An 18,916-nucleotide genomic window follows, 5' to 3' on the forward strand; every position below is an offset into this window, starting at 1 on the left:
ACGCGCCCTGCACGCCCGCTCAGCGGCCGCCGAGCTGGCCAGGCACGATTCTCGCCAGGTGCGACAACTACGATGTCCAAGATGTACATCGCAGCCCTGGACGACAGTGCAATTCCTGACATTCACCCAGACGCCTATATCGCACCGGGCGCGGTTGTTGTCGGGAACGTCAGAGTAAACCGTGGAGCCAACATCTGGTACGGCTCGGTCCTGCGCGGCGACGACGAACGCATCGAGATCGGCGAGGAGTGCAACGTCCAGGACCTGTGCTGCCTGCACGCCGACCCGGGCGAGCCTGCCGTACTGGAGCCGAGGGTGAGCCTCGGACACAAGGCCATGGTCCACGGAGCGCACGTCGAGACCGGCGCGCTGATCGGCATTGGGGCGATCGTGCTCGGCGGCGCGCGCATCGGGGCGGGCACCCTGGTCGCGGCGGGCGCGCTGGTCGGCCCCGGCAAGAAGATCCCCTCAGGCGTGCTCGTGGCGGGCGTGCCCGGCAAGATCGTCCGTGAGCTCACCGATGACGACCGGGCGAGCTTCGCCGAGACCCCCGACCGGTACATGGCCAAGGCCCTCAGGCACCGGCGGGCGTCAGCAGTTTGACCAGCACGGCGTCGGGGACCGTCATGAGGTCGCCCTCCGGGGTGGCCGGGCGCAGGAAGCGCACGTAGTCGACGGTCATCCTGAGGTCGGGGACCCCCTTGATCGTCTTGGCGGCGTTGGCCTTGGCGGCGTCCTTCTTGAGCGCGCCGAAGCTGTCCCAGTCGGTGTAGCCGGTCACGCCCCACTCCAGCACCTTCGGCAGGTCGGGGCGCAGCCACCGCTGCCCGACCTTCCACGCGCCCGCCTCCTCCTTGTACAGGGCGGTGACCACGGTTCCCGTCCTGGCCAGGATCAGCTCCATCCAGCCGCTCTCGACCGGCACCTCCTTCGGCTTGGAGCTGCCGTTGAGCGTCGCCTTCAGCTCGACGCGCCCGGCGTTGTCGCCCGTGCCGGTGGTGACCGAGACCCAGTTCGGTTTGTCGTTCGACTGCGGCACCCGCAGCATCGCGCCGCCCAGGGAGAACTTGCGCCGCGGCGAGCCGTTCTTCCTGCCCTCGACCTTGACCCTGGTGTGCAGCACGATGTCGCCCGCCAGCTCCTGGTAGACGAAGGGGCCGCGGAAGCCGTCGAACCAGGTGGAGGTGGTGGGTTCCAGGTAGAGGGCACCCTTGGCGGTGGCGTTGACGTCGATCTTGGCGAGCCTCTTGTGGTCGCCCTGGGTGTCGCTCAACCTGCTCCACACCGTCAGGTCGGCGGCGCTGGCGAACTCGCTGGAGGCGGAGCCCACCTCGCCGCCCGGATCGGGGGCGCTGACGTCGGCCACGGTGAGCGCCCTGGGCTTGGCGGACGGGCTCGGCTCGGCCGTACCGCACCCCGCGAGGGCACAGGCAGCGAGCAGCGTCACCGTGATCTTGACTCTCATAATGGGACATTCTGCCGCGTCACAGGGGCGGGCTACGATGCCGCCATGCGGTTCACGGCCATCGAGGCGGACGTCCGCGCCATGGTCACGGACCCGCGCTGGGCGACGCTTCCCCTCCCGACCAGGGCCAACGCCATCGCAGCCAGGGTGCTGGCCACCCCCGACGGCGGCCGGTGGGTCTTCGGCGCGCACGCCCGCTGGTACCTGCAGGATCCGGGCGACGGTCGCTGGCACCTGTCCGCGCCGCCACGCAACTGTCCCGCCCGCGTCGAGCACTACGCGGGGGTCCTGCTGCCGCACCTGGTGCCCAGCGGCCCCGACTTCGCCGTCGGGCACTGGTCCAGCCAGGCGTTCGTCGGCCCCGACGTGCCGTCGGCGCTCACCTCGGAGATCCGCGCTCTGGTCAGGGCGAACGGCAGGCGCTCGGTCGACGCCTACCCGCTGACCTCCTTCGGCGAGGTCTTCGCCGCCGACGTGCCGAGCACGGTGGCGGCGATCTGGGCGACGATCATGTGGTGCGCCTACGCGCCCGCCTTCGACGGCAACGAGCAACTCCTGTCGGTGTTCGGCGAATACCTGGGCCGCCCGCTGCCGGGCGACGAGTGGGTGCGCTGGCTGCCGTCCCCGCCGCTGAAAACCCTCGTCACCCTGTACGGCGAGCGCGTCCGCTCGGGCGCTCCCCGCGCGGCGTTGCGCCTAGCCGCCCTGATGGCCGACACGGCGGGGATCGTGGCCGCCGACGCGCGCTTCCGCCCGAGGGCCGAGGCGCTCATCACGATGCTGGAGCCCGCGCTCCGCAACCCGTCCCTCGACCACCAGACGGCCACGGGCCCGCTGCCCCGCCTCGCTCCTGCCGCGCCGCCCGCCCCTGCCTCGACCGGGCCGTTCCCTCCCCCGCCTCCGCTCGCCGCCACCGGGCCGTTCCCGCCCCCTTTCGCGGCCACCGGACCCTTCCCGCCCCCGCCAGGCCCCGGCCTCACCGGGCCGCATCCGGCCACCTGGCAGACCACCACGGGCGCGCACCCCGGAGCACCCGTCCCCGGCGACCCGCATGCCACCGGGCCGTGGCCGCCCACCGACGCCTCGGGGTGGCCACCAGGCGACGCCCAGGGCTGGCCCCCGGGTGACTCCTCGGGAGGGCTTCCAGGCGACCCCTCCGGATGGACCTCCGCCAGCAACTCGGGAAGGCCCCCGGGCGACCCCTCCGGAAGAACCTCCACCGGCGCCCCGGGAAGGCACCCGGGCGACCCCTCCGGAAGAACCTCCACCGGCGCCCCGGGAAGGCCGCCAGGCGACCCCTCAGGAAGGATCTCCTCCGGATCCTCGGGGAGGGCCGCCTCCGGCCAGGGAGTCGATGACAAGGCCGCCAGAGACGCCGACAGGGCCCTGCGCGGGACGTGGCTGGCCAGGGTGCCCGATCGCCTCGCCCGGGCCGTCCTCGCCGAGACCAACCCCGGAGAGCACTTCCGCCACACCGTCGGTGACCTCCTGGAGGCCGTGGCCTTCTCCCCCGACCCGCACCGGACGGCGGCCGCGCTGCTCGCCGCCGACCACGCCGACGCGCCCGAGGGCCTGCCGACCGTCGCGGCCTGGCTGGATCACCGGCTGCGCCAGGCGCTCCACGTCCAGCTCGCCGCGCCGAGGGGCGAGCAGACCGAGCCCGACGGGTTCGAGGTGGGTCCGCGGTGGCTCGACGCCGTACCGCCGACGAGGGACGGGGCGGCCGCGGTGCTGGGCGCCGCCTACGCGGCGGGGCTGGCGTGGTGTCGGCTCACCCGCACGCCCGCGCCCGAGCGGGGTTTCCCTGGGGCCGCCGCGATCGTGCACAGGCTCATCCATGAGCGCGACGATCCCCACCTAAACCACTAATCTCGTTATTTCACCCTTACTAGGTAAATATCGTTCTAGAACGAGAATTCGCCGAATTGTGATCTCGGAAACGGGAAATGATCCTTGTGGGGGCAGGATGGCGCCGCAAGGAATGACCCCGATGGGCCATGTCGCCGGAACGGCCTCCGCCGTAACCTCGAAGAGGGTGTGGGCTGCGGAAGGAAGGACGACGCGGTGGGGCACGACGATCTGGACTCTCGGGTCCACGACCGTGTCGCGTTGGACGAGATTGCGCTCTACGCCGAGGTGCTGACCGCCGTGGCCATCAGCGAGCGACGGCTCACCTTGGACGAACTCGACGACGCGCTCGGATTGCGGACTTCAGCGGGACGCTGAAGACCATCACATTGACCTAGTCCCGGACTCCCGCGGGGTCCGGGACGCGGCTTTTCACGTAGCTCCCCGAAGCCCGGGATGACTAGTCACGACCGTACGAGCCGGGCGATCGCCGCCGACGCCTCCTTGACCTTCGCCTCGGCCTCGGGCCCGCCGGTGCTGATCGCGTCGGTCACGCAGTGGGAAATGTGCTCCTCCAGCAGCCCGAGCGCCACCGCCTGAAGCGCCCGCGTCGCCGCCGAGACCTGGGTGAGGATGTCGATGCAGTAGGCGTCGTCCTCCACCATGCGCTGCAGACCCCTGATCTGACCCTCGATCCGCCGCAGACGGGTCAGATAGGCCTGCTTCTCTCCGCTGTACCCATGCATGCATCAAAGGTACCCAGTCAACGGAGCCCGGCGATCAGTCCTTCCCAGAGCGCCGAGACCTCGGAAGCCTCGTGCCTGGAGGCCGTGTCGAGCGCTCCCGCCGCGAGCGACCTGCGCCTGCGGTCGTCGTCGATCAGCGCGAGCAGCGCCGCGGCGTACATCTCGATCTCCCCTTCGGGCACGAGCACGCCGTTGTAGCCGGTGACGATGTACTCGGCCGGACCGCGCGCGCCGTCGAATCCGACGACGGGCACGCCGCATCCCATCGCCTCCAGGACGGCCATGCCGAGCGTCTCGGCGCGCGAGGTGGTCGCCACGATGGACGCCTTGGCGAACTCTCCCGCAAGGTCGGGCGTCGTGCCCATGAAGTAGACGTGGTTGTGCAGGTTCAGGTCGCGCACCAGGTCACGCAGCCTGCGCTCCTCGGGGCCGCCGCCGTACAGTCGCAGCCGCCAGTCGGGGCGCTTGTCGGCCACGATCGCGAACGCCCTGATCAGCCGGTCGTAGGCGCGGGTGGCGACCCAGCGCCCGCCGGTCGCCACGATCCTGTTGTCCATCCTGGAGCGCGGCCAGAGGCCGCCGGGCAGCGCGTCGGGCACCGCGCGGACGGCGGGCCCGCCCTCCAGCAGCCGCTCCCAGTCCTCCCGCCCGCTCTCCGTGGCCGTCACCACCGCGTCGAGCCGCGGGTAGTACCGCCGCACAGGACCGGGTACGGCAGGCCGCCCCCACTCCCGCGCGATCTTGAGCAGCTCCCTCGGCGCGTACCTGGCCGCCTGGACACTGATCGCGGGCCTGGTGGTGATGAGAACGTCACTCCTGAGCGTGCGCAGCAGCCGCCACAGCGCCACCTCCGTGCGCATCTGCCCGCGGGGCAGCAGATGCCTGGCGCCCGGCCTGGCGTCGATGAGCGAACGCATCCGCACCTCGCCGCTGACGGCGAAGAACGGCTTCTCCTTCTGCCGCCTGACGCTGATCACCTCGACCTCGTGCCGCTCGGCCAGGTCGGAGGCGAGGTTGAGGATCGAGCGGACGTCGCCGCGCATGCCGTATGCGGAAGGGAGCACGAGGCTGACCTTCACGCGCCCACCTCGATCCGCAGCTCGTCGTCGGCGGTGTAGCAGGGACGGACCGGCACGCCGTCCACGCGTAGCGCCGGATAGTGCAGGCGGCGCCGCTTGCCGTCCACGTCGTCGAGGCGGGAGGCCAGCCGCAGCGGCGTAGGCACGCCCTCCACCTCCAGCGACGGCTCCCAGGTTCCCATGCCCTCGGGATCGGCGGAGACCACGTCGACCAGCGAGACGGCGGCGTGGAAGCGCACGCCCTGCACGGTCGCGGCCGCGGCCACGGTCGTGCCGCCTTCGTGGGTGTGCCTGCGCTGAAGGGACAGCCTGGCCTCGTGCCTGGAGTCGTCGTCGTCGAGCCCGGTGTAGGCGAGCAGGCCGGTGACCTCGAACCGGCCCTCCCTGAACCAGATCGCCCGAACCTCGGCCGCGGGCTCGGCGGCGGCGACCTTCAGCGCCAGGTAGCCGTTCCTCGTGCGGTAGGCACGGTAGGCGACGGTCCGCTTCGACAGCGCGTAGGTGTCGAGGTGGTCGAGGGAGAAGCCGGGATCGACGCTCCTGATGCGGGTGCGGCCCTCCTCCTGGCACAGGTAGGCGTCCCAGCGACCGGCCGAGAGGGTCAGCGGCGCCAGGCACACCGCGAGCGTGGCGTCGCGCCGCACCCCCGACGTGCCGAGCGCGACCTCCCGCTCCACACCCGTCGCGCGATGGCGCAGCACCAGCTTCGTACCGGGTGGCAGCGGACCTTCGATGGCCAGTCGCAGGGAGAGCACGTCAGCCAGGGTGACTTCCGCGTCGGTCACGACGACGCGCATCCGCAGCCCCCTCCCCGTCGAATGAAGCCATGCGACGTTGAGGTTACCGTGATTTTCCCGTTATGTGGAGAAAGCTTTTCGGTCTCTTCGCCCGCCTGACGTGCGAAAGTCCGCAACACGCGGTGTTGCGGACTTCCGACTCAGCCCTTGACAGACTTGATCAACAACTGGGCGACGTCGACGACTTCGAGGGATTCCTTCGCCTCGCCGTTGTTCTTCTTCTCGTTGATCGCGTCACCGAGCATCACCATGCAGAACGGGCACGCGGTGGAGACGGTGTCCGGATTGGTGGTCAGCGCCTCGTCCACCCGCTCGGTGTTGATGCGCTTGCCGATGCGCTCCTCCATCCACATGCGGGCGCCACCGGCGCCGCAGCAGAAGCCCCTGTCCTTGTGCCGGTGCATCTCCTGGGTCTGCACGCCCGGCACCTTCGACATGATGTCGCGCGGCTGGCTGTAGACCTTGTTGTGGCGGCCGAGGAAGCACGGGTCGTGGTAGGTGATCTTCTCCTCGATCGGGGTGATCGGGGTGAGCTTGCCCTCGTCCACGAGCTTGGACAGCAGCTGGGTGTGGTGCACGACCTCGTAGGTGCCGCCGAGCTGCGGGTACTCGTTGGCGAGGGTGTTGAAGCAGTGGGGGCAGGTCGCGACGATCTTCTTGACGCCCGCCTCGTTCAGCGTCTCGATGTTCTGCTGGGCGAGCATGTTGAACAGGAACTCCATGCCCAGACGGCGGGCCGGGTCACCGGTGCACGCCTCGGCGGGCCCCAGCACCGCGAACTTCACGCCGGCGATGTGGAGCAGTTCGGCGACGGCCTTCGTGGTCTTCTTCGCCCGGTCCTCCAGCGCGCCCGCGCAGCCCACCCAGAACAGGTACTCGGTGTCCTCGGGCATCTTCTCGTCGATGAGCGTGACCTCGAAGTCCAGCTCCTCGATCCAGTCGGCCCGCTTCATCTCGGACATCCCCCACGGGTTGCCCTTGTTCTCCAGGTTCTTCACCATCACTCCCGCCTCGGACGGGAACGACGACTCGACCATCACCTGGTAGCGGCGCATGTCGAGGATGTGGTCGATGTGCTCGATGTCGACGGGGCACTGCTCGACGCAGGCGCCGCAGTTGGTGCACGACCACAGCACGTCAGGGTGAATGATGCCTTCCTCGCCGACCAGCGGCTTCTCCAGCAGCGCGAGCACGTCGGTGTCGGCGTGGCTGGTGTCGCCCTGCAGCAGGTACGGCGCGACCTTGAAGGCGTGGTCGCGCTGGTCGAGGATGAGCATCTTCGGCGACAGCGGCTTGTCGGTGTTCCACGCCGGGCACTGCGACTGGCAGCGGCCGCACTCGGTGCAGGAGTAGAAGTCGAGGAAGCCCTTCCACGTCGTGTCGCCGATCTTGCCGCGGCCGAGCCGTTCGGGATCGAGGTCCTCGTCCTCGAAGTCGACGGGCTTGCCGTCGATGCGCATCTCGGGCGCGGCGCCGAGCCCGTCGGGCCGGCGGGAGAACAGCACGTTGAGCGGCGCGGTGAAGATGTGCAGGTGTTTGGAGTTCACCACGATGACGAGGAACACCAGCATGAAGCCGATGTGCAGCAGCAGCGCGATCTGCTCCAGCAGGTGGCTGGCCGGCAGCACCTGCCCGAGCGCCAGCGACACGAACGCGCCGCCGTCGTAGGGGAGGTTGCCGTTGGCCGCCGCCACGCCGCGGGCCAGGAACAGCGTCCAGATGATGTTGAAGATCATGAACAGGACGAGCCACGCGCCGCCGAGGTGCGAGCCGGAGAAGCGCGACTTGCGGCCCAGCGTCTTCGGCGAGTTCTTGACCCTGATCACCGCGAACGCGACCAGGCCGAGCAGGCAGGCCACCGCGATGAAGTCCTGCAGGAAGCCCAGCACCGACCACTGCCCGATGAGCGGGATGTGGAAGTCGGGCCTGCCGGTGATCGCGCCCTGGATGACCGCGCCGTAGGCCTCGATATAGACCGTCAGGAGGATGAAGAAGGCCCACATGACGAAGAAGTGCGCGACGCCCGAGGGAGTCCACTTCAGCAGCTTCTTCTGCCCGAAGACCTCGACGAGCTGCGCCTTGACCTCGGCGCCCGCGTTCGCCTTGGCGTACTCGATGCGCTCGGGCGCGGGCGGGCCCACCGTGGCGAGCTTGAACAGGAACAGCGCCCGGCGACCCGCGACGGCGACCGCGGCCACGGTCATCGCGAGCCCGATGATGGCTACCCAGAGCACGTGTCCTCCCACTGACGGCGTTGGCTGCCCATTTATCTTACCGACGGGTAACTTTTGGTCGGTACGGCCCGCCGCGACCATAGTAGAACGATGCTCTACGGCACCAGATAGCGCTGTACGGTCGGGCCGAGCAGCTCCACCAGATCCTCAAGATCGGCCGAGGCCAGCGGTTCGAGCCTGAGCACGTATCGGGCCAGCACCACCCCGATGAGCTGGGCGAACGCCGCCTCGATCCGCAGGTGCGAAACCCCCAGACCGTCGGCCACCCGGTAGAGCAGCGCGTTGGTGACGAACTCCCGCATCATGCCCACGACCTGCTCGTTCGTCATCGCCGAACGCATGAGCGCGAGCACCGGCGTCCTGGCCCGCTCGTCGGCCGTGACGGTGAGGATGAGCCTGACGAGGCGCTCGCCGACCTCCTCACGCGGGCCGTCCAGCAGCTGCCCCAGCACCTCGACCGGGTCGAGCGGCAGCTGCATCGCCGCGACGAACAGGCCCTCCTTGGTCTCGAAGTAGTGGTGCACGAGCGCGGGGTCGACGGCCGCCTCCCTGGCGATGCCGCGGATCGTCGCCTTGTCGAACCCCTTCTCCGCGAACACCTGCCTGGCCGCGTCGAGGATGTCGCCCCGCGTGTCGGAGGCCCCCGGCCTGCGTCCCGTGCGGCGCTTGACGGTCATCGGCCGACCGCCAGGTAGACGCGCATGGGAACGGTCAGCACGCCCTCGGGGAAGACCCGCAGCAGCTCGGCCCGCTGCATGGCGACCAGCTCGTCTGCGGCCTCGGCCGCCATCGTCACCATGTAGGAGTGGGAGCGCAGGTCGAGCAGGAAGTCGTCGACGGCCACCAGGCGCGTCCAGTGCAGCCAGCGCTCCTCGACCGGCAGCGCGGCGGCGATCCGCGGCACGCCCCACTCGGGCAGCGCCGGGCCCCAGTAGGTGGGGCACGACTCCGCCAGGCGGACCTCGTAGGCGGCCAGCCAGTCCGCCTGGCCCGCGTCGGTCGTGTTCCACCAGGCGGCGATCGCCCCGCCGTCGCGCAGCACCCGCCGCGCCTCCGCGACCGAGACCGCCGGGTCGAGCCAGTGCCACGACTGGGCGTAGGTCACCAGGTCGGCGCTGCCATCCCTGATCGGGAGCACGTTGCCGTCCCCCTGGACGGCTGCCACCCTGGAGCCGCTTCCCTGGACGGCGGCCACCCTGGGGCCGTCCCCTTGTACGGCGGCCACCATGGGGCCGCCCTCCGGCATGGTGGCGCCATCGCCCTCCTGGTGGACCACCGGCATCGCGGCGCCATCGCCGGGGAGTTCCTCCGGCGCCTGGGGCAGGGCCGTGCCGTCCCCCGGGAGCTTCTCCGGCGCCAGGGGCAGGGCCGTACCGTCGCCCGGCAGGTCCTCGGCGCGGGGCTCCGCCGTACTGACCGGAAGGTCGCGAGCCACCAGCCGCGCCAGCATCTCGCGCCCGGGGTCGAGGGCCACCACGCGGGCTCCGCGCTCCCGCAGGGCGCGCGCCGAGATGCCGGTGCCCGCGCCGACGTCGACCACCGTCGCGCCCGCCAGCTCCACGCCCGACATCTCACCCAGGGCGCGGAACAGCTCGTCGGGGTAGCCAGGACGGGCCGCGTCGTAGGCGTCGGCGACCCGGTCGAACACCCTGCCCAGCGCGCGGGAGGGGCCAGTGACACTCATGAGAACACTTTGCCCCACGCCGCGCCCATCTAGACGCCGCTCACGCGACGCCGCCCATCTGGACGCCGACTCATCCCGACACCGCTCATCCGGACCCTGCTCATCCGAACGCCGCTCATCCGGACGCCGCTCATCCGGACGCCGCGAGATGCAGCCTGGCGAAGGCGAGCCCCTCGGCCAGGTCGTCGATCCTCTCGGTACGGCTGACCGCCTTGCGCGTGTTGATCTCCAGCACCACCAGCCCGTCGAACCCGGTGTTCGCCAGCCGTTCGAGGATCGGCGCGCAGGGCTGGTTGCCCCTGCCGGGCACCAGGTGCTCGTCCTTGTTCGACACCCCGAGGCCGTCGGCCAGGTGCAGGTGCGCCAGCCTGTCGCCGAGCTTGACCGCCATCTCCATCGCGTCGGAGCCCGACACCGCCGTGTGCGACAGGTCGAGGGTGACCTGTGGGAAGGCGTAGTCGATCGGGTTCCAGTCAGGTGAGTACGGCACGACGTCGTTGCCCCGCGCCTTCAGCGGGAACATGTTCTCCACCGCGAAGGCCACCTCGGTCTCCTCGCGCATCCTGGCCAGGCCGTTCTCGAAGTCGCGCGCGTAGTCGCGCTGCCAGCGGAACGGCGGGTGGACCACGACCGTCTGCGCGCCGAGCCGCTCGGCCGCCTTCTGCGCCTTGAGCAGCTTGGCCCACGGGTCGCGCCCCCACACGCGCTGGGTCACCAGCAGGCAGGGCGCGTGGATCGCCAGCACGGGCACCTGGTAGTGGTCCGACAGCCGCTCGATCACGTCGATGTCCTGGCTGACGGGGTCGGCCCCCACCATGATCTCCACACCGTCGTAGCCGAGACGCGCGGCCAGCTCGAAGGCATCAGGGGTACGTTCCGGATATACCGAAGCCGTGGACAATGCGATCTTCGCATTGGGCACGCGGATGACATCTGCCACGCTGCCAGCCTACGCGCGAGGCCGTACGGTGGGGTTCATGCCGCGCATCGCCCACGGAGCCATCCCCAGCCCCAACATCTGGAACACCCCCACGATCTACGAGCTGGAGAACCGCGCGGTCGACCCCGACGGCGCGGCGAACGCGGCGATGCGCGCGATCCGCCCATGGGACGGCGCGACCGTGCTCGACATCGGCTGCGGCAGCGGTTACCACCTGCCCTCCTTGGCCGCCTCCGCCGCCTCGGTGATCGGCGTCGAACCCCACGGCGACCTGGTCGGCCTGGCCCGCCGCCGCTGCTCCGCGCTGGCCAACGTGACCGTCCACGCCGCCACCGCACAGGCGCTGCCGCTGCCCGACTCGAGCGTCGACGTGGCCGTCGCCCGGTGGGCGTACTTCTTCGGGCCAGGCTGCGAGCCGGGGCTGCGCGAGCTCTCCCGAGTGGTACGGCGGGGCGGCGCGGCGTTCGTGATCGACCTCGACGCTTCCAGGGGATCGTTCGGCAGGTGGTTCCACCGGACGGTGCCCACCTACTCCCCGAAGGACGTGGAGAACTTCTGGTCGCGGCAGGGCTGGAAGCGCGACGAACTCGACCTGCGGATGGTCTTCGAGCGCAGAGCCGACCTCGAGGCGGTGCTGCGCATCGAGTTCACGCCCGAGGTGGCCGAGGAGGCGATCAGGGAGACGAGCGGGGTGGAGCTCGCCTACCCCAACGTCCTGCGCTGGCGCTACTTCTGACCCGGCTTGACCTTGACACCGGCGTCAACGTTTAGCGTGGGGGGCATGCGGATCGGAGAGCTGGCCGAACGAACCGGCGTGAGCGCCCGTTCGCTGCGCTACTACGAGCAGCACGGGCTGCTCAGCGCGCGCAGGGAAGCGAACGGCTACCGGGAGTACAGCGCCGAGGACGTGAAGCTGGTCAGCGAGATCCGCTCGCTGCTCACCGTCGGGTTCACGCTCGAAGACGCGCGGCCGTTCGTCGACTGCCTGCGCGCGGGCCACGCGACGGGCGCCTCGTGCGCGGAGTCCGTCGCGGTCTACCAGCGCAAGCTGGCCGAGATCGACGACGAGATCCGCCTCCTGCTGGCCAGGCGCGCTGAGGTGGCGGGGCAGCTCACCGCCGCCTGCCCGGGATGTTTCGCGAAGGAGCAACATGATCAAGCTGACGACTGACAACTTCGAGGAGCTCGTGCTCAAGAGCTCCGAGCCGATCCTGGTGGACTTCTGGGCCGAGTGGTGCGGGCCCTGCAGGATGGTGGCGCCCGTCCTGGACCAGATCGAGGCGGAGCACGGGCTGACCATCGGCAAGCTCAACACCGACGAGAACCCCGAGATCATGACGCGGTACGGCGTGATGGGCATCCCCACCCTGCTGCTGTTCGAGAACGGCGAGCCGGTCAAGCAGGTCGTCGGCGCCAAGCCCAAGCGCCTGCTGGAAGCCGAACTCGGCCTCACCTGAGCCCATCCGGCCGCACTCCCGGCCCAGACCCGCCCGACGCCCCTCTCCGGTCGCCGAGGCGGAGAGAGCGCGGCCGGGCCGCCCGACCAAAGACACCCGCCAGGCCGTCCAGCCGGGCCGTTCGACCGGGAAGACGCCCGCCCGCGGTCCCCGGGGGCTGACCGCCGTGACGTCCAAGGTGTGACCGATGTGCCGCCTGGGGTGTGCTCATCGGGGTGCGGCGGATTGTCGGCGGTGCAGGCTCATCGACTTTACTGGTTACTCCTAGTGTTGCTTATGTATCGTTCTGTTCATGGAGTTGCTGTGCACGTCCAAAGCCACCAAGTGTCCGGGTGTTCACCCGATGACGCTCACGGCCCGCCTGCACGGGATGCGCAGCGCGCAGGCCCGCAACCGGCTGCTCGCAGCGACAGGCCAGTACCCCGACAGCGGTCATAGCGCGTGAGCCGGAAACTCCCGCTCGCCGATGGCGAGACCTGCCGCACCGCGTGCGCACCCGCTCTGCTGCGTACCGGTGTGGATGAGAAGACCGGCGAACTGCTGTCTGCCACTGCGCTGGCCGAACGTGTGGGCTGGTGTATGGATCTGGTGTCCGGCATGGTCAGCGCGCTGACCGTCGAGCACTGGAACACCTGCGACGTTGACATGCTGGCCTGCGGGATCGACGCGGGCGGCAGGAAGCTGCCGTCGAACGCGTGGATGGCGCTGCGCCGCCTGGGCTGGACCGTGACCGCAGCGGAAGATATCCGGGTCAACGACCGGATCGTCCGCATGGCCCAGGAGCAGGCCGGGCGCGCTCTGCGGGCGGCGAAATGGCGGGCCGACCTGACCGCCGGTGTCCTGGCCACCTGGCCCGCCGACCCAGCCGAGCGCATCGCCGAGGAGTGGGACCGGGTACGTCAGGCGGTGCCCGGCGGGCAGCATCTGCCGTCCAGTGTGATCAAGTCCCGCACCCGGCAGGTGTCCGCCTTCGCCCGCAAGGACGGGCGGCTGCCGGTCGATGTGTACGAGCTCGAAGCCGCGCCCCGCGTCGCACGCATGCTGCTGCTGGCGGCCTGCGACCGGCAGCAGGCCACCATCGAACGCGCCGACACATCCGGCCGCGCCCTGGTGCGCCTCCAACTGCCCACCCGGCCGGACCCGCGCTCCTACCAGGACTGGACATGGGTCGCCTGCCCGATCACGCTACCGCCGACGATCCCGGCCTCGGCGGTGCTGCACCTGCCCACCCTGCGCATCCACGCCGGCCGGGTGCGGGCCGATCTCGCCTACACCCACGCCGTCCCCCAGACCGCCCGCACCGGACACACGATCGCGCTCGGCGTGGACTGGGGCTTGAACACCCTGCTCAGCGCGGGCGCGGCACGCCTGCACGACGACGGTCGTATCACCACCATCGGGGCCGGGGCTCAGTTCCGCGCCGCGGGAATCCTGGCCAAACAACACCGGCTGCGCCGCCTGTCCGAGCGCCTGCACGCCAAGGCCGACCACTACCAGCGGCTCATCGGCGCAGACGAACAGCACCCGCTGACCGCCACACACACGGTCCTGGCCGAGGAGATCCGGCACGTTTCCGACCGCCGGTCGAACCTCAACGACGCTCTGGCCTGGGCCGCCGCCCGCTGGACCGTTGATCAGGCCATCGCCGCCAAGGCGAGCGTCATCTACGTCGAGGACCTGCGGTCGATGGAAGCCAAGGGTATGGGCCGCACCCACAACACCCGCCTGTCCCAGCAGGTGCGCGGGCAGATCGCCGACCGTATACGGCACCTGGCCGCCGAGACAGGTATCGCCGTCGTGACCGTCCCGGCGCGCGACACCTCCAAGCACTGCCTGCAATGCCTGGAGGTGTTGCGACACCGCAAGGCCCCCGACCGGCCCACCACACCCGGCTGGAAATGGGCCAGCTGCCCCAACCCCGCATGCGGCTGGCAGGGCGACCGCGACCACGGCGCGTGGCGACGCATCGCCGCCCGCGGCCTCACCCACCAGGCCACCACCGTCGTCGACCGCGCCAGCAATGTCATGTCCATCCGCACGGTGGTGGACGAGCTCGAAACCCGCGCCGTCATCACCCCCACGAAGACCAGCCGGAGCGACCGGTCCAAGACCGGCCCCACCCGGCACCAGCCAACACGCCCCGCGCCCAGGCGACACGGGGCACCCTCCCCCATCGGACCTTCGGGTCCGGCGGGCCAGCGTCCGGAGGGACACGCACCAACGGGCCGGATCCGGCTGCCCCGCGCAGCCCATCGGCACCAGGGCGTGACAACGATCAGCACACCCATCCCCCGACACCGGCCACGCGGGGTAGCACTGGGCGCGGGCTTCCACCTGCACGCTCACGCCACCCCGCCACGGTGGGCAGAACCCGTGTCAGAGACTATGTCTGACATAGGATCCCTAAACTGATCTGAGACGCTAGCCTGCTCGGCATGGCACCGAAGACCGCACAGAAGCCCGGATACCGCTGCGCCGAGTGCGGTTGGCGCACCACGAAGTGGGTCGGCAGGTGCGGCGAGTGCCAGGCGTGGGGCACGGTCGACGAGGAGGGCGCCAGAGCGGGCGTCAACGTGGTGCAGCCCGGCGCCACGAACGGCCCCGCCGTACCCATCGGTGACGTCAAGGCGGAGATCGCGGCCGCCCGCACCACCGGCGTCAGCGAGCTCGACCGGGTCCTCGGCGGCGGCCTGGTCCCCGGGGCGGTCCTGTTGCTGGCCGGCGAGCCGGGCATCGGCAAGTCCACCCTCCTGCTGGAGGCCGCGGCGCGCATCGCCGAGCGGGCCACCGTCCTCTATCTCACGGGCGAGGAGTCGGCCGCCCAGGTCCGGCTGCGCGCCGACCGCATCGGCGCGATCCGCGACAACCTCTACCTCGCCGCCGAGACCGAGCTGTCGGCGCTGATGACCCACGTGGAGAAGGTCCAGCCCCAGCTCCTGATCGTCGACTCGGTGCAGACCGTCGGCTCCGCCCAGGCCACGGGCGTTCCCGGCGGCGTGACGCAGGTGCGGGAGGTGGCCGCCAATCTCGTACGGCTGGCCAAGGAGCGCAACATGGCCACCGTGCTGGTCGGCCACGTCACCAAGGAGGGCTCGATCGCGGGCCCGCGCACGCTCGAGCACCTCGTCGACGTCGTGCTCAGCTTCGAGGGCGACCGCCACTCCAGGCTGCGCATGGTCCGCGCGATCAAGAACAGGTTCGGTCCGACCGACGAGGTCGGCTGCTTCGACCTTCACGAACGCGGCATCGAGGGCATCACCGACCCGAGCGGCCTGTTCGTCTCCCGCCGCAGCGAGCCCGTGCCGGGCACCTGCGTCACCGTCACCGTCGAGGGCACCAGGCCGCTGCCCGCCGAGGTCCAGGCGCTGGTCGCGCGCACCGAGGCCCAGCAGCCCCGCCGCACCTCCTCGGGCCTCGACCCCTACCGGGTGCAGATGATCCTGGCCGTCCTCGAACGCAGGCTCAACGCCAGGCTCGGCGGATGCGACGTCTTCACCGCCACTGTCGGCGGCATCAAGCTCGCCGATCCCGCCGTCGACCTGTCGGTCATGCTCGCCGTGGCCAGCGCGGCGGGCGACAAGCCGCTCCCCCAAGGGCTCATCGCGCTGGGCGAGGTGGGGCTGGCGGGCGAGCTCAGGCCCGTGCGCGACGTCCGCCGCCGGTTGTCGGAGGCCGCGCGGCTGGGATTCAAGCGGGCGCTCGTCCCGCGCGGCTCGCTGGAGGAAGGCGGCCGCCGCCGTCCCGGCGAGCAGCGCGCGCTCGTCCCCGTCGGGCCGGTCGCGTTCGCGCCGGGGTTCGAGGTGATGGAGGCGGAGAACGTCTGGGACGCCCTCACCCACGTCACCTGACCCACCCTGACCCAGCCCCCTCGGTCGATCGTCGCGACAACCTTCAACCGTGGTCCACGGGCGGGCGCGCGTAGTCTGCCCCGGCCGCCTCCTGCCGGTTCATCACGGCAACGGTTGGATAACGACTTCGCGGACAGGGCGACGCCCGTCGTGCTCCGCATCGTCATGAGAGGTGATGAATTCGCGTGGAAGGGGCAGGAGGAGGGCGGTCCATGGGATCCGACGTAACGGCGGCCGGCCCCGTGGGCCCGCAGTAGCGTGATGGACGGCGCGGCACCGGCGGACCACGGTGGCCTATCGTCGGCTTGCCGTACGGACGGCGGAGGGTCGTCGCCGTGACAGCGGATCGCACCCTGACCGCGGTTCGATCGCACCGACAGCGGGCCGATCGCCTGACTCCGGGTCGGTCGCCTGACTCCGGGTCGGTCGCCTGACTCCGGGTCGGTCGTCTCGCCAGCGGGGCGCCGCACTGACTGCGGGCGTCGCGCTGACTGCGGGCGTCGCACTGACTGCGGGCGTCGCACTGACTGCGGGCGTCGCACTGACGGCGGCCGTCGCACTGGCCGCGGTTCGCCGGGAGACGGAGGCGAGGTTGTCCTGCGGGAAACGCGGTCTGTCCTGCGGGAAAGGCATGCCCGGCGCAGGGCCGCTCCACGATGAGGGTGGGGTTGGTGAGACTGCGGGTGCGGCACACAGGTTGGCCGGTAAGCTGGATTTGAATAGGACACGGGGGTCAGGTGGCAAACGACAGGAGTCTTGACGACCGTCGTCGTACAGCCCTCGCCTCGGTTGCTCCCGGCACTCCGCTGAGAGACGGTCTGGAGCGCATTCTGCGCGGCCAGACGGGCGGGCTCATCGTGCTCGGCTACGACAGCGTAGTCGAGGAGCTGTGCAGCGGCGGGTTCGAGCTCGACGTGGAGTTCTCCGCGACGCGGCTGCGCGAGCTTGCCAAGATGGACGGCGCGATCGTGGTGCGCCACGACAATCACAAGATCGTGCGGGCGGCGGTCCATCTCGTGCCCGACCCCTCCATCCCCACCGACGAATCGGGCACCAGGCACCGTACGGCGCAGCGCGTCGCCAGGCAGACCGGCTTCCCGATCATCGCGATCAGCAAGTCCATGCGGATCATCGCCCTCTACCTCGACGGCATCCGCTACGTCCTGGAGGAGTCGGCGGCCATCCTATCCAAGGCCAACCAGGCCCTGGCCACGCTCGAACGCTACAAGCACCGCCTCGACGAGGTCTCCGGCACCCTGTCCGCCCTCGAGATCGAAGACCTGGTGACGGTCCGCGACGTGGCCGCCGTCGCCCAGCGGCTCGAGATGGTGCGCAGGATCTCCGAGGAGATCCAGGGTTACGTCGTCGAGCTCGGCACCGACGGCCGCCTGCTGTCCCTGCAGCTCGACGAGCTGGTCGCGGGCGTCGACTCCGACCGTGAGCTGATCGTGCGCGACTACCTTCCCGCCTCGTCGGCGCGTACCAAGCGCAAGGTGAGCGACATCCTCCACGACTTCGACAAGCTGTCGGCCAGCGAGCTGCTCGACCTGTCGGCGGTGGCGCAGGTGCTCGGACGCGGCGCGAACGAGACGCTCGACAGCCCGGTCAGCCCGCGCGGGTTCCGGCTGCTGGCGAAGGTGCCCCGGCTCCCCGCGGCGGTCGTCGATCGGCTGGTGGACCACTTCGGCGGGCTGCAGAAGCTGCTGGCGGCCAGCGTCGACGACCTCCAGGCGGTGGGCGGAGTCGGCGAGTCCAGGGCCAGGAGCGTGCGCGAGGGGCTGTCCCGCCTGGCGGAGTCCAGCATCCTCGAACGCTACGTGTGACCCTGCCACACTGACCCGGCGCCGTTTCCTGACTCCCCACCGGAACACGGTGGTGCCGCGTGGCCCGGATGGTCTCGAACCCACACCGCCCCCTCATCACAAGAGACGGCGGCCTTGCGGAGCCCCCGGAAACGCTTGCCCAGCGACCACCTTCTCCCACGAGACCGCCACGAGACCGTCCCCCGGCAAGCCCAGAGACCCCACGAGCCCGGAGACCCACCGAACCCCGGCGAGAGACTGGGGTCAGCGGAGGTGGAAGACCGCCTTGCGGCTGCGCATGCCGCCCGTCCGCACCACCGCGACATACGTGCCCGGCAGCGCGGCGGCCCGCTCGCCCGAACAGTCCGCGCCCGACCGGCGGCGATCCCAGTCGAGGCTGCGAACGTATGGGATGCCCCGCTCCAGCTTGCGGATCTCGACCCCGTCGCCGCTCACGCAGTCGGACGTCGACCACACGCGGTCGCTGCCCGACGTGATCCGGATCTCCATCGCGCGCGGCCCCACATCGGCCGTGCACATCACCGGGCCGGTGTTGACCAGGGTGAGCATGAAGGTCGGCTGCGTCTGCGACGAGTAGACCTCCTGCCGCTGCTCCAGGTTGAGCACCAGGTCCTTCTCCTCGCACGGCATCCCCGCCCTGCGCACCCGCTGCGTCTGCGTCGGCGATGGCGAGGGGGACGGCGACGGCGAAGCCGTGACACGCGCCTTCGACGGCTTCGGCGTCGGCGTCATCGTCACGGACGGCAACCCCGCGAGCACCGGCTCCGCCGACGGCGTCGCCGCCTTCTCGGCGTTCGAGGCGTGCTGCGGCCCACCCGTGGCCGAACACGCCCACGCGACGAAAGCCACCACGACCAGCACCGCGACGAGTACGGTCATCCGCCGACGCCAGTAGACATCCCCAGTGCCGCCACGCAGGGTATCCGGATCCATACTCACAGGATGCTGATGACGCGCGCACGGAGGGTGACGACACGCCGTAACCCACTAGTCTG

At 70.5% G+C, this 18,916-nt stretch carries 18 protein-coding genes; 9 read left to right on the forward strand and 9 right to left on the reverse strand.

The window, feature by feature from the left end:
* The first annotated feature begins 81 nt into the window (after nt 1-81).
* Nucleotides 82-603: a gamma carbonic anhydrase family protein gene (locus ACFXJ8_RS27540; protein WP_379646863.1), complete on the forward strand. Its 522-nt coding sequence runs from the start codon at nt 82-84 to the stop codon at nt 601-603.
* On the opposite strand, the gene ACFXJ8_RS27545 is transcribed toward ACFXJ8_RS27540, so the two are convergent.
* Nucleotides 575-1,465 (reverse strand): hypothetical protein, encoded by an 891-nt coding sequence (locus ACFXJ8_RS27545; RefSeq protein WP_379646864.1) that lies wholly within the window; start codon nt 1,463-1,465, stop codon nt 575-577. The two genes, ACFXJ8_RS27540 and ACFXJ8_RS27545, sit on opposite strands and share 29 nt — an antisense overlap.
* Nucleotides 1,466-1,510: 45 nt before the next feature.
* Between ACFXJ8_RS27545 and ACFXJ8_RS27550 the strand changes: the two genes are divergently transcribed.
* Complete coding sequence (locus ACFXJ8_RS27550; protein WP_379646865.1) at nt 1,511-3,334, forward strand: hypothetical protein; 1,824 nt, start codon at nt 1,511-1,513, stop codon at nt 3,332-3,334.
* 443 nt (nt 3,335-3,777) lie between these two features.
* Here the strand turns inward: ACFXJ8_RS27550 and ACFXJ8_RS27555 are convergent, their stop codons facing one another.
* The 7 genes from ACFXJ8_RS27555 to ACFXJ8_RS27585 all read right to left on the reverse strand — a co-directional run bounded on the left by ACFXJ8_RS27555 (nt 3,778) and on the right by ACFXJ8_RS27585 (nt 10,793).
* Nucleotides 3,778-4,059, reverse strand: coding sequence for a metal-sensitive transcriptional regulator (locus tag ACFXJ8_RS27555; protein ID WP_379646866.1), 282 nt, complete (start codon nt 4,057-4,059; stop codon nt 3,778-3,780).
* A gap of 17 nt (nt 4,060-4,076) precedes the next feature.
* Entirely contained in the window at nt 4,077-5,138 is a 1,062-nt protein-coding gene (locus ACFXJ8_RS27560; RefSeq protein ID WP_379646867.1) for a glycosyltransferase, read from the reverse strand.
* Nucleotides 5,135-5,935 carry a hypothetical protein gene (locus ACFXJ8_RS27565; RefSeq protein WP_379646868.1) on the reverse strand — a complete coding sequence of 267 codons (801 nt, stop codon included), beginning with the start codon at nt 5,933-5,935 and terminating at the stop codon, nt 5,135-5,137. Before ACFXJ8_RS27565 ends, ACFXJ8_RS27560 begins: the two co-directional genes overlap by 4 nt.
* Nucleotides 5,936-6,075: 140 nt before the next feature.
* Nucleotides 6,076-8,169 (reverse strand): (Fe-S)-binding protein, encoded by a 2,094-nt coding sequence (locus ACFXJ8_RS27570; protein WP_379646869.1) that lies wholly within the window; start codon nt 8,167-8,169, stop codon nt 6,076-6,078.
* Nucleotides 8,170-8,264: 95 nt separating this feature from the next.
* The gene (locus ACFXJ8_RS27575) at nt 8,265-8,846 is read right to left on the reverse strand and encodes a TetR family transcriptional regulator (RefSeq protein WP_379646870.1); all 582 of its coding nucleotides are present in this window, start codon (nt 8,844-8,846) and stop codon (nt 8,265-8,267) included.
* Nucleotides 8,843-9,853, reverse strand: coding sequence for a class I SAM-dependent methyltransferase (locus tag ACFXJ8_RS27580; protein WP_379646871.1), 1,011 nt, complete (start codon nt 9,851-9,853; stop codon nt 8,843-8,845). The genes ACFXJ8_RS27575 and ACFXJ8_RS27580 overlap by 4 nt, the downstream gene beginning before the upstream one ends.
* A gap of 130 nt (nt 9,854-9,983) precedes the next feature.
* On the reverse strand, nt 9,984-10,793 hold the full coding sequence (locus tag ACFXJ8_RS27585) for a sugar phosphate isomerase/epimerase family protein (RefSeq protein WP_379646872.1): 810 nt from the start codon (nt 10,791-10,793) through the stop codon (nt 9,984-9,986).
* A 37-nt stretch (nt 10,794-10,830) separates the two neighbouring features.
* Between ACFXJ8_RS27585 and ACFXJ8_RS27590 the strand changes: the two genes are divergently transcribed.
* The 7 genes from ACFXJ8_RS27590 to disA all read left to right on the forward strand — a co-directional run bounded on the left by ACFXJ8_RS27590 (nt 10,831) and on the right by disA (nt 17,921).
* Nucleotides 10,831-11,529, forward strand: coding sequence for a class I SAM-dependent methyltransferase (locus tag ACFXJ8_RS27590; protein ID WP_379646873.1), 699 nt, complete (start codon nt 10,831-10,833; stop codon nt 11,527-11,529).
* Between the two features lie 45 nt (nt 11,530-11,574).
* The gene (locus tag ACFXJ8_RS27595; protein WP_379646874.1) at nt 11,575-11,964 is read left to right on the forward strand and encodes a MerR family transcriptional regulator; all 390 of its coding nucleotides are present in this window, start codon (nt 11,575-11,577) and stop codon (nt 11,962-11,964) included.
* Nucleotides 11,945-12,250 (forward strand): thioredoxin, encoded by a 306-nt coding sequence (gene trxA / locus ACFXJ8_RS27600; RefSeq protein ID WP_379646875.1) that lies wholly within the window; start codon nt 11,945-11,947, stop codon nt 12,248-12,250. Before ACFXJ8_RS27595 ends, trxA begins: the two co-directional genes overlap by 20 nt.
* Nucleotides 12,251-12,542: 292 nt before the next feature.
* Nucleotides 12,543-12,695, forward strand: a complete 153-nt coding sequence (locus ACFXJ8_RS27605) for a hypothetical protein (protein WP_379646876.1) — start codon at nt 12,543-12,545, stop codon at nt 12,693-12,695.
* Nucleotides 12,692-14,662 (forward strand): zinc ribbon domain-containing protein, encoded by a 1,971-nt coding sequence (locus ACFXJ8_RS27610; RefSeq protein ID WP_379646877.1) that lies wholly within the window; start codon nt 12,692-12,694, stop codon nt 14,660-14,662. The genes ACFXJ8_RS27605 and ACFXJ8_RS27610 overlap by 4 nt, the downstream gene beginning before the upstream one ends.
* Before the next feature lie 23 nt (nt 14,663-14,685).
* The gene (gene radA / locus ACFXJ8_RS27615; RefSeq protein ID WP_379646878.1) at nt 14,686-16,098 is read left to right on the forward strand and encodes a DNA repair protein RadA; all 1,413 of its coding nucleotides are present in this window, start codon (nt 14,686-14,688) and stop codon (nt 16,096-16,098) included.
* 737 nt (nt 16,099-16,835) lie between these two features.
* Nucleotides 16,836-17,921 (forward strand): DNA integrity scanning diadenylate cyclase DisA, encoded by a 1,086-nt coding sequence (disA, locus tag ACFXJ8_RS27620; RefSeq protein WP_379646879.1) that lies wholly within the window; start codon nt 16,836-16,838, stop codon nt 17,919-17,921.
* A 243-nt stretch (nt 17,922-18,164) separates the two neighbouring features.
* Here the strand turns inward: disA and ACFXJ8_RS27625 are convergent, their stop codons facing one another.
* Nucleotides 18,165-18,854 (reverse strand): hypothetical protein, encoded by a 690-nt coding sequence (locus tag ACFXJ8_RS27625; protein WP_379646880.1) that lies wholly within the window; start codon nt 18,852-18,854, stop codon nt 18,165-18,167.
* Nucleotides 18,855-18,916 lie beyond the last annotated feature (62 nt).

The sequence above is a fragment of the Nonomuraea sp. NPDC059194 genome, assembly GCF_042754765.1.
In the GTDB taxonomy this organism is placed as follows: Bacteria; Actinomycetota; Actinomycetes; order Streptosporangiales; family Streptosporangiaceae; genus Nonomuraea.

Excerpts from the sequence above, each read along its gene's own strand:
- ACFXJ8_RS27540 (WP_379646863.1), top strand. The coding sequence starts at position 82 with ATGTACATCGCAGCCCTGGACGACAGTGCAATTCCTGACATTCACCCA.
- ACFXJ8_RS27545 (WP_379646864.1), bottom strand. The coding sequence starts at position 1,465 with ATGAGAGTCAAGATCACGGTGACGCTGCTCGCTGCCTGTGCCCTCGCG.
- ACFXJ8_RS27550 (WP_379646865.1), top strand. The coding sequence starts at position 1,511 with ATGCGGTTCACGGCCATCGAGGCGGACGTCCGCGCCATGGTCACGGAC.
- ACFXJ8_RS27555 (WP_379646866.1), bottom strand. The coding sequence starts at position 4,059 with ATGCATGGGTACAGCGGAGAGAAGCAGGCCTATCTGACCCGTCTGCGG.
- ACFXJ8_RS27565 (WP_379646868.1), bottom strand. The coding sequence starts at position 5,935 with ATGCGCGTCGTCGTGACCGACGCGGAAGTCACCCTGGCTGACGTGCTC.
- ACFXJ8_RS27575 (WP_379646870.1), bottom strand. The coding sequence starts at position 8,846 with ATGACCGTCAAGCGCCGCACGGGACGCAGGCCGGGGGCCTCCGACACG.
- ACFXJ8_RS27580 (WP_379646871.1), bottom strand. The coding sequence starts at position 9,853 with ATGAGTGTCACTGGCCCCTCCCGCGCGCTGGGCAGGGTGTTCGACCGG.
- ACFXJ8_RS27590 (WP_379646873.1), top strand. The coding sequence starts at position 10,831 with ATGCCGCGCATCGCCCACGGAGCCATCCCCAGCCCCAACATCTGGAAC.
- ACFXJ8_RS27595 (WP_379646874.1), top strand. The coding sequence starts at position 11,575 with ATGCGGATCGGAGAGCTGGCCGAACGAACCGGCGTGAGCGCCCGTTCG.
- trxA (WP_379646875.1), top strand. The coding sequence starts at position 11,945 with ATGATCAAGCTGACGACTGACAACTTCGAGGAGCTCGTGCTCAAGAGC.
- ACFXJ8_RS27605 (WP_379646876.1), top strand. The coding sequence starts at position 12,543 with ATGGAGTTGCTGTGCACGTCCAAAGCCACCAAGTGTCCGGGTGTTCAC.
- radA (WP_379646878.1), top strand. The coding sequence starts at position 14,686 with ATGGCACCGAAGACCGCACAGAAGCCCGGATACCGCTGCGCCGAGTGC.
- ACFXJ8_RS27625 (WP_379646880.1), bottom strand. The coding sequence starts at position 18,854 with ATGGATCCGGATACCCTGCGTGGCGGCACTGGGGATGTCTACTGGCGT.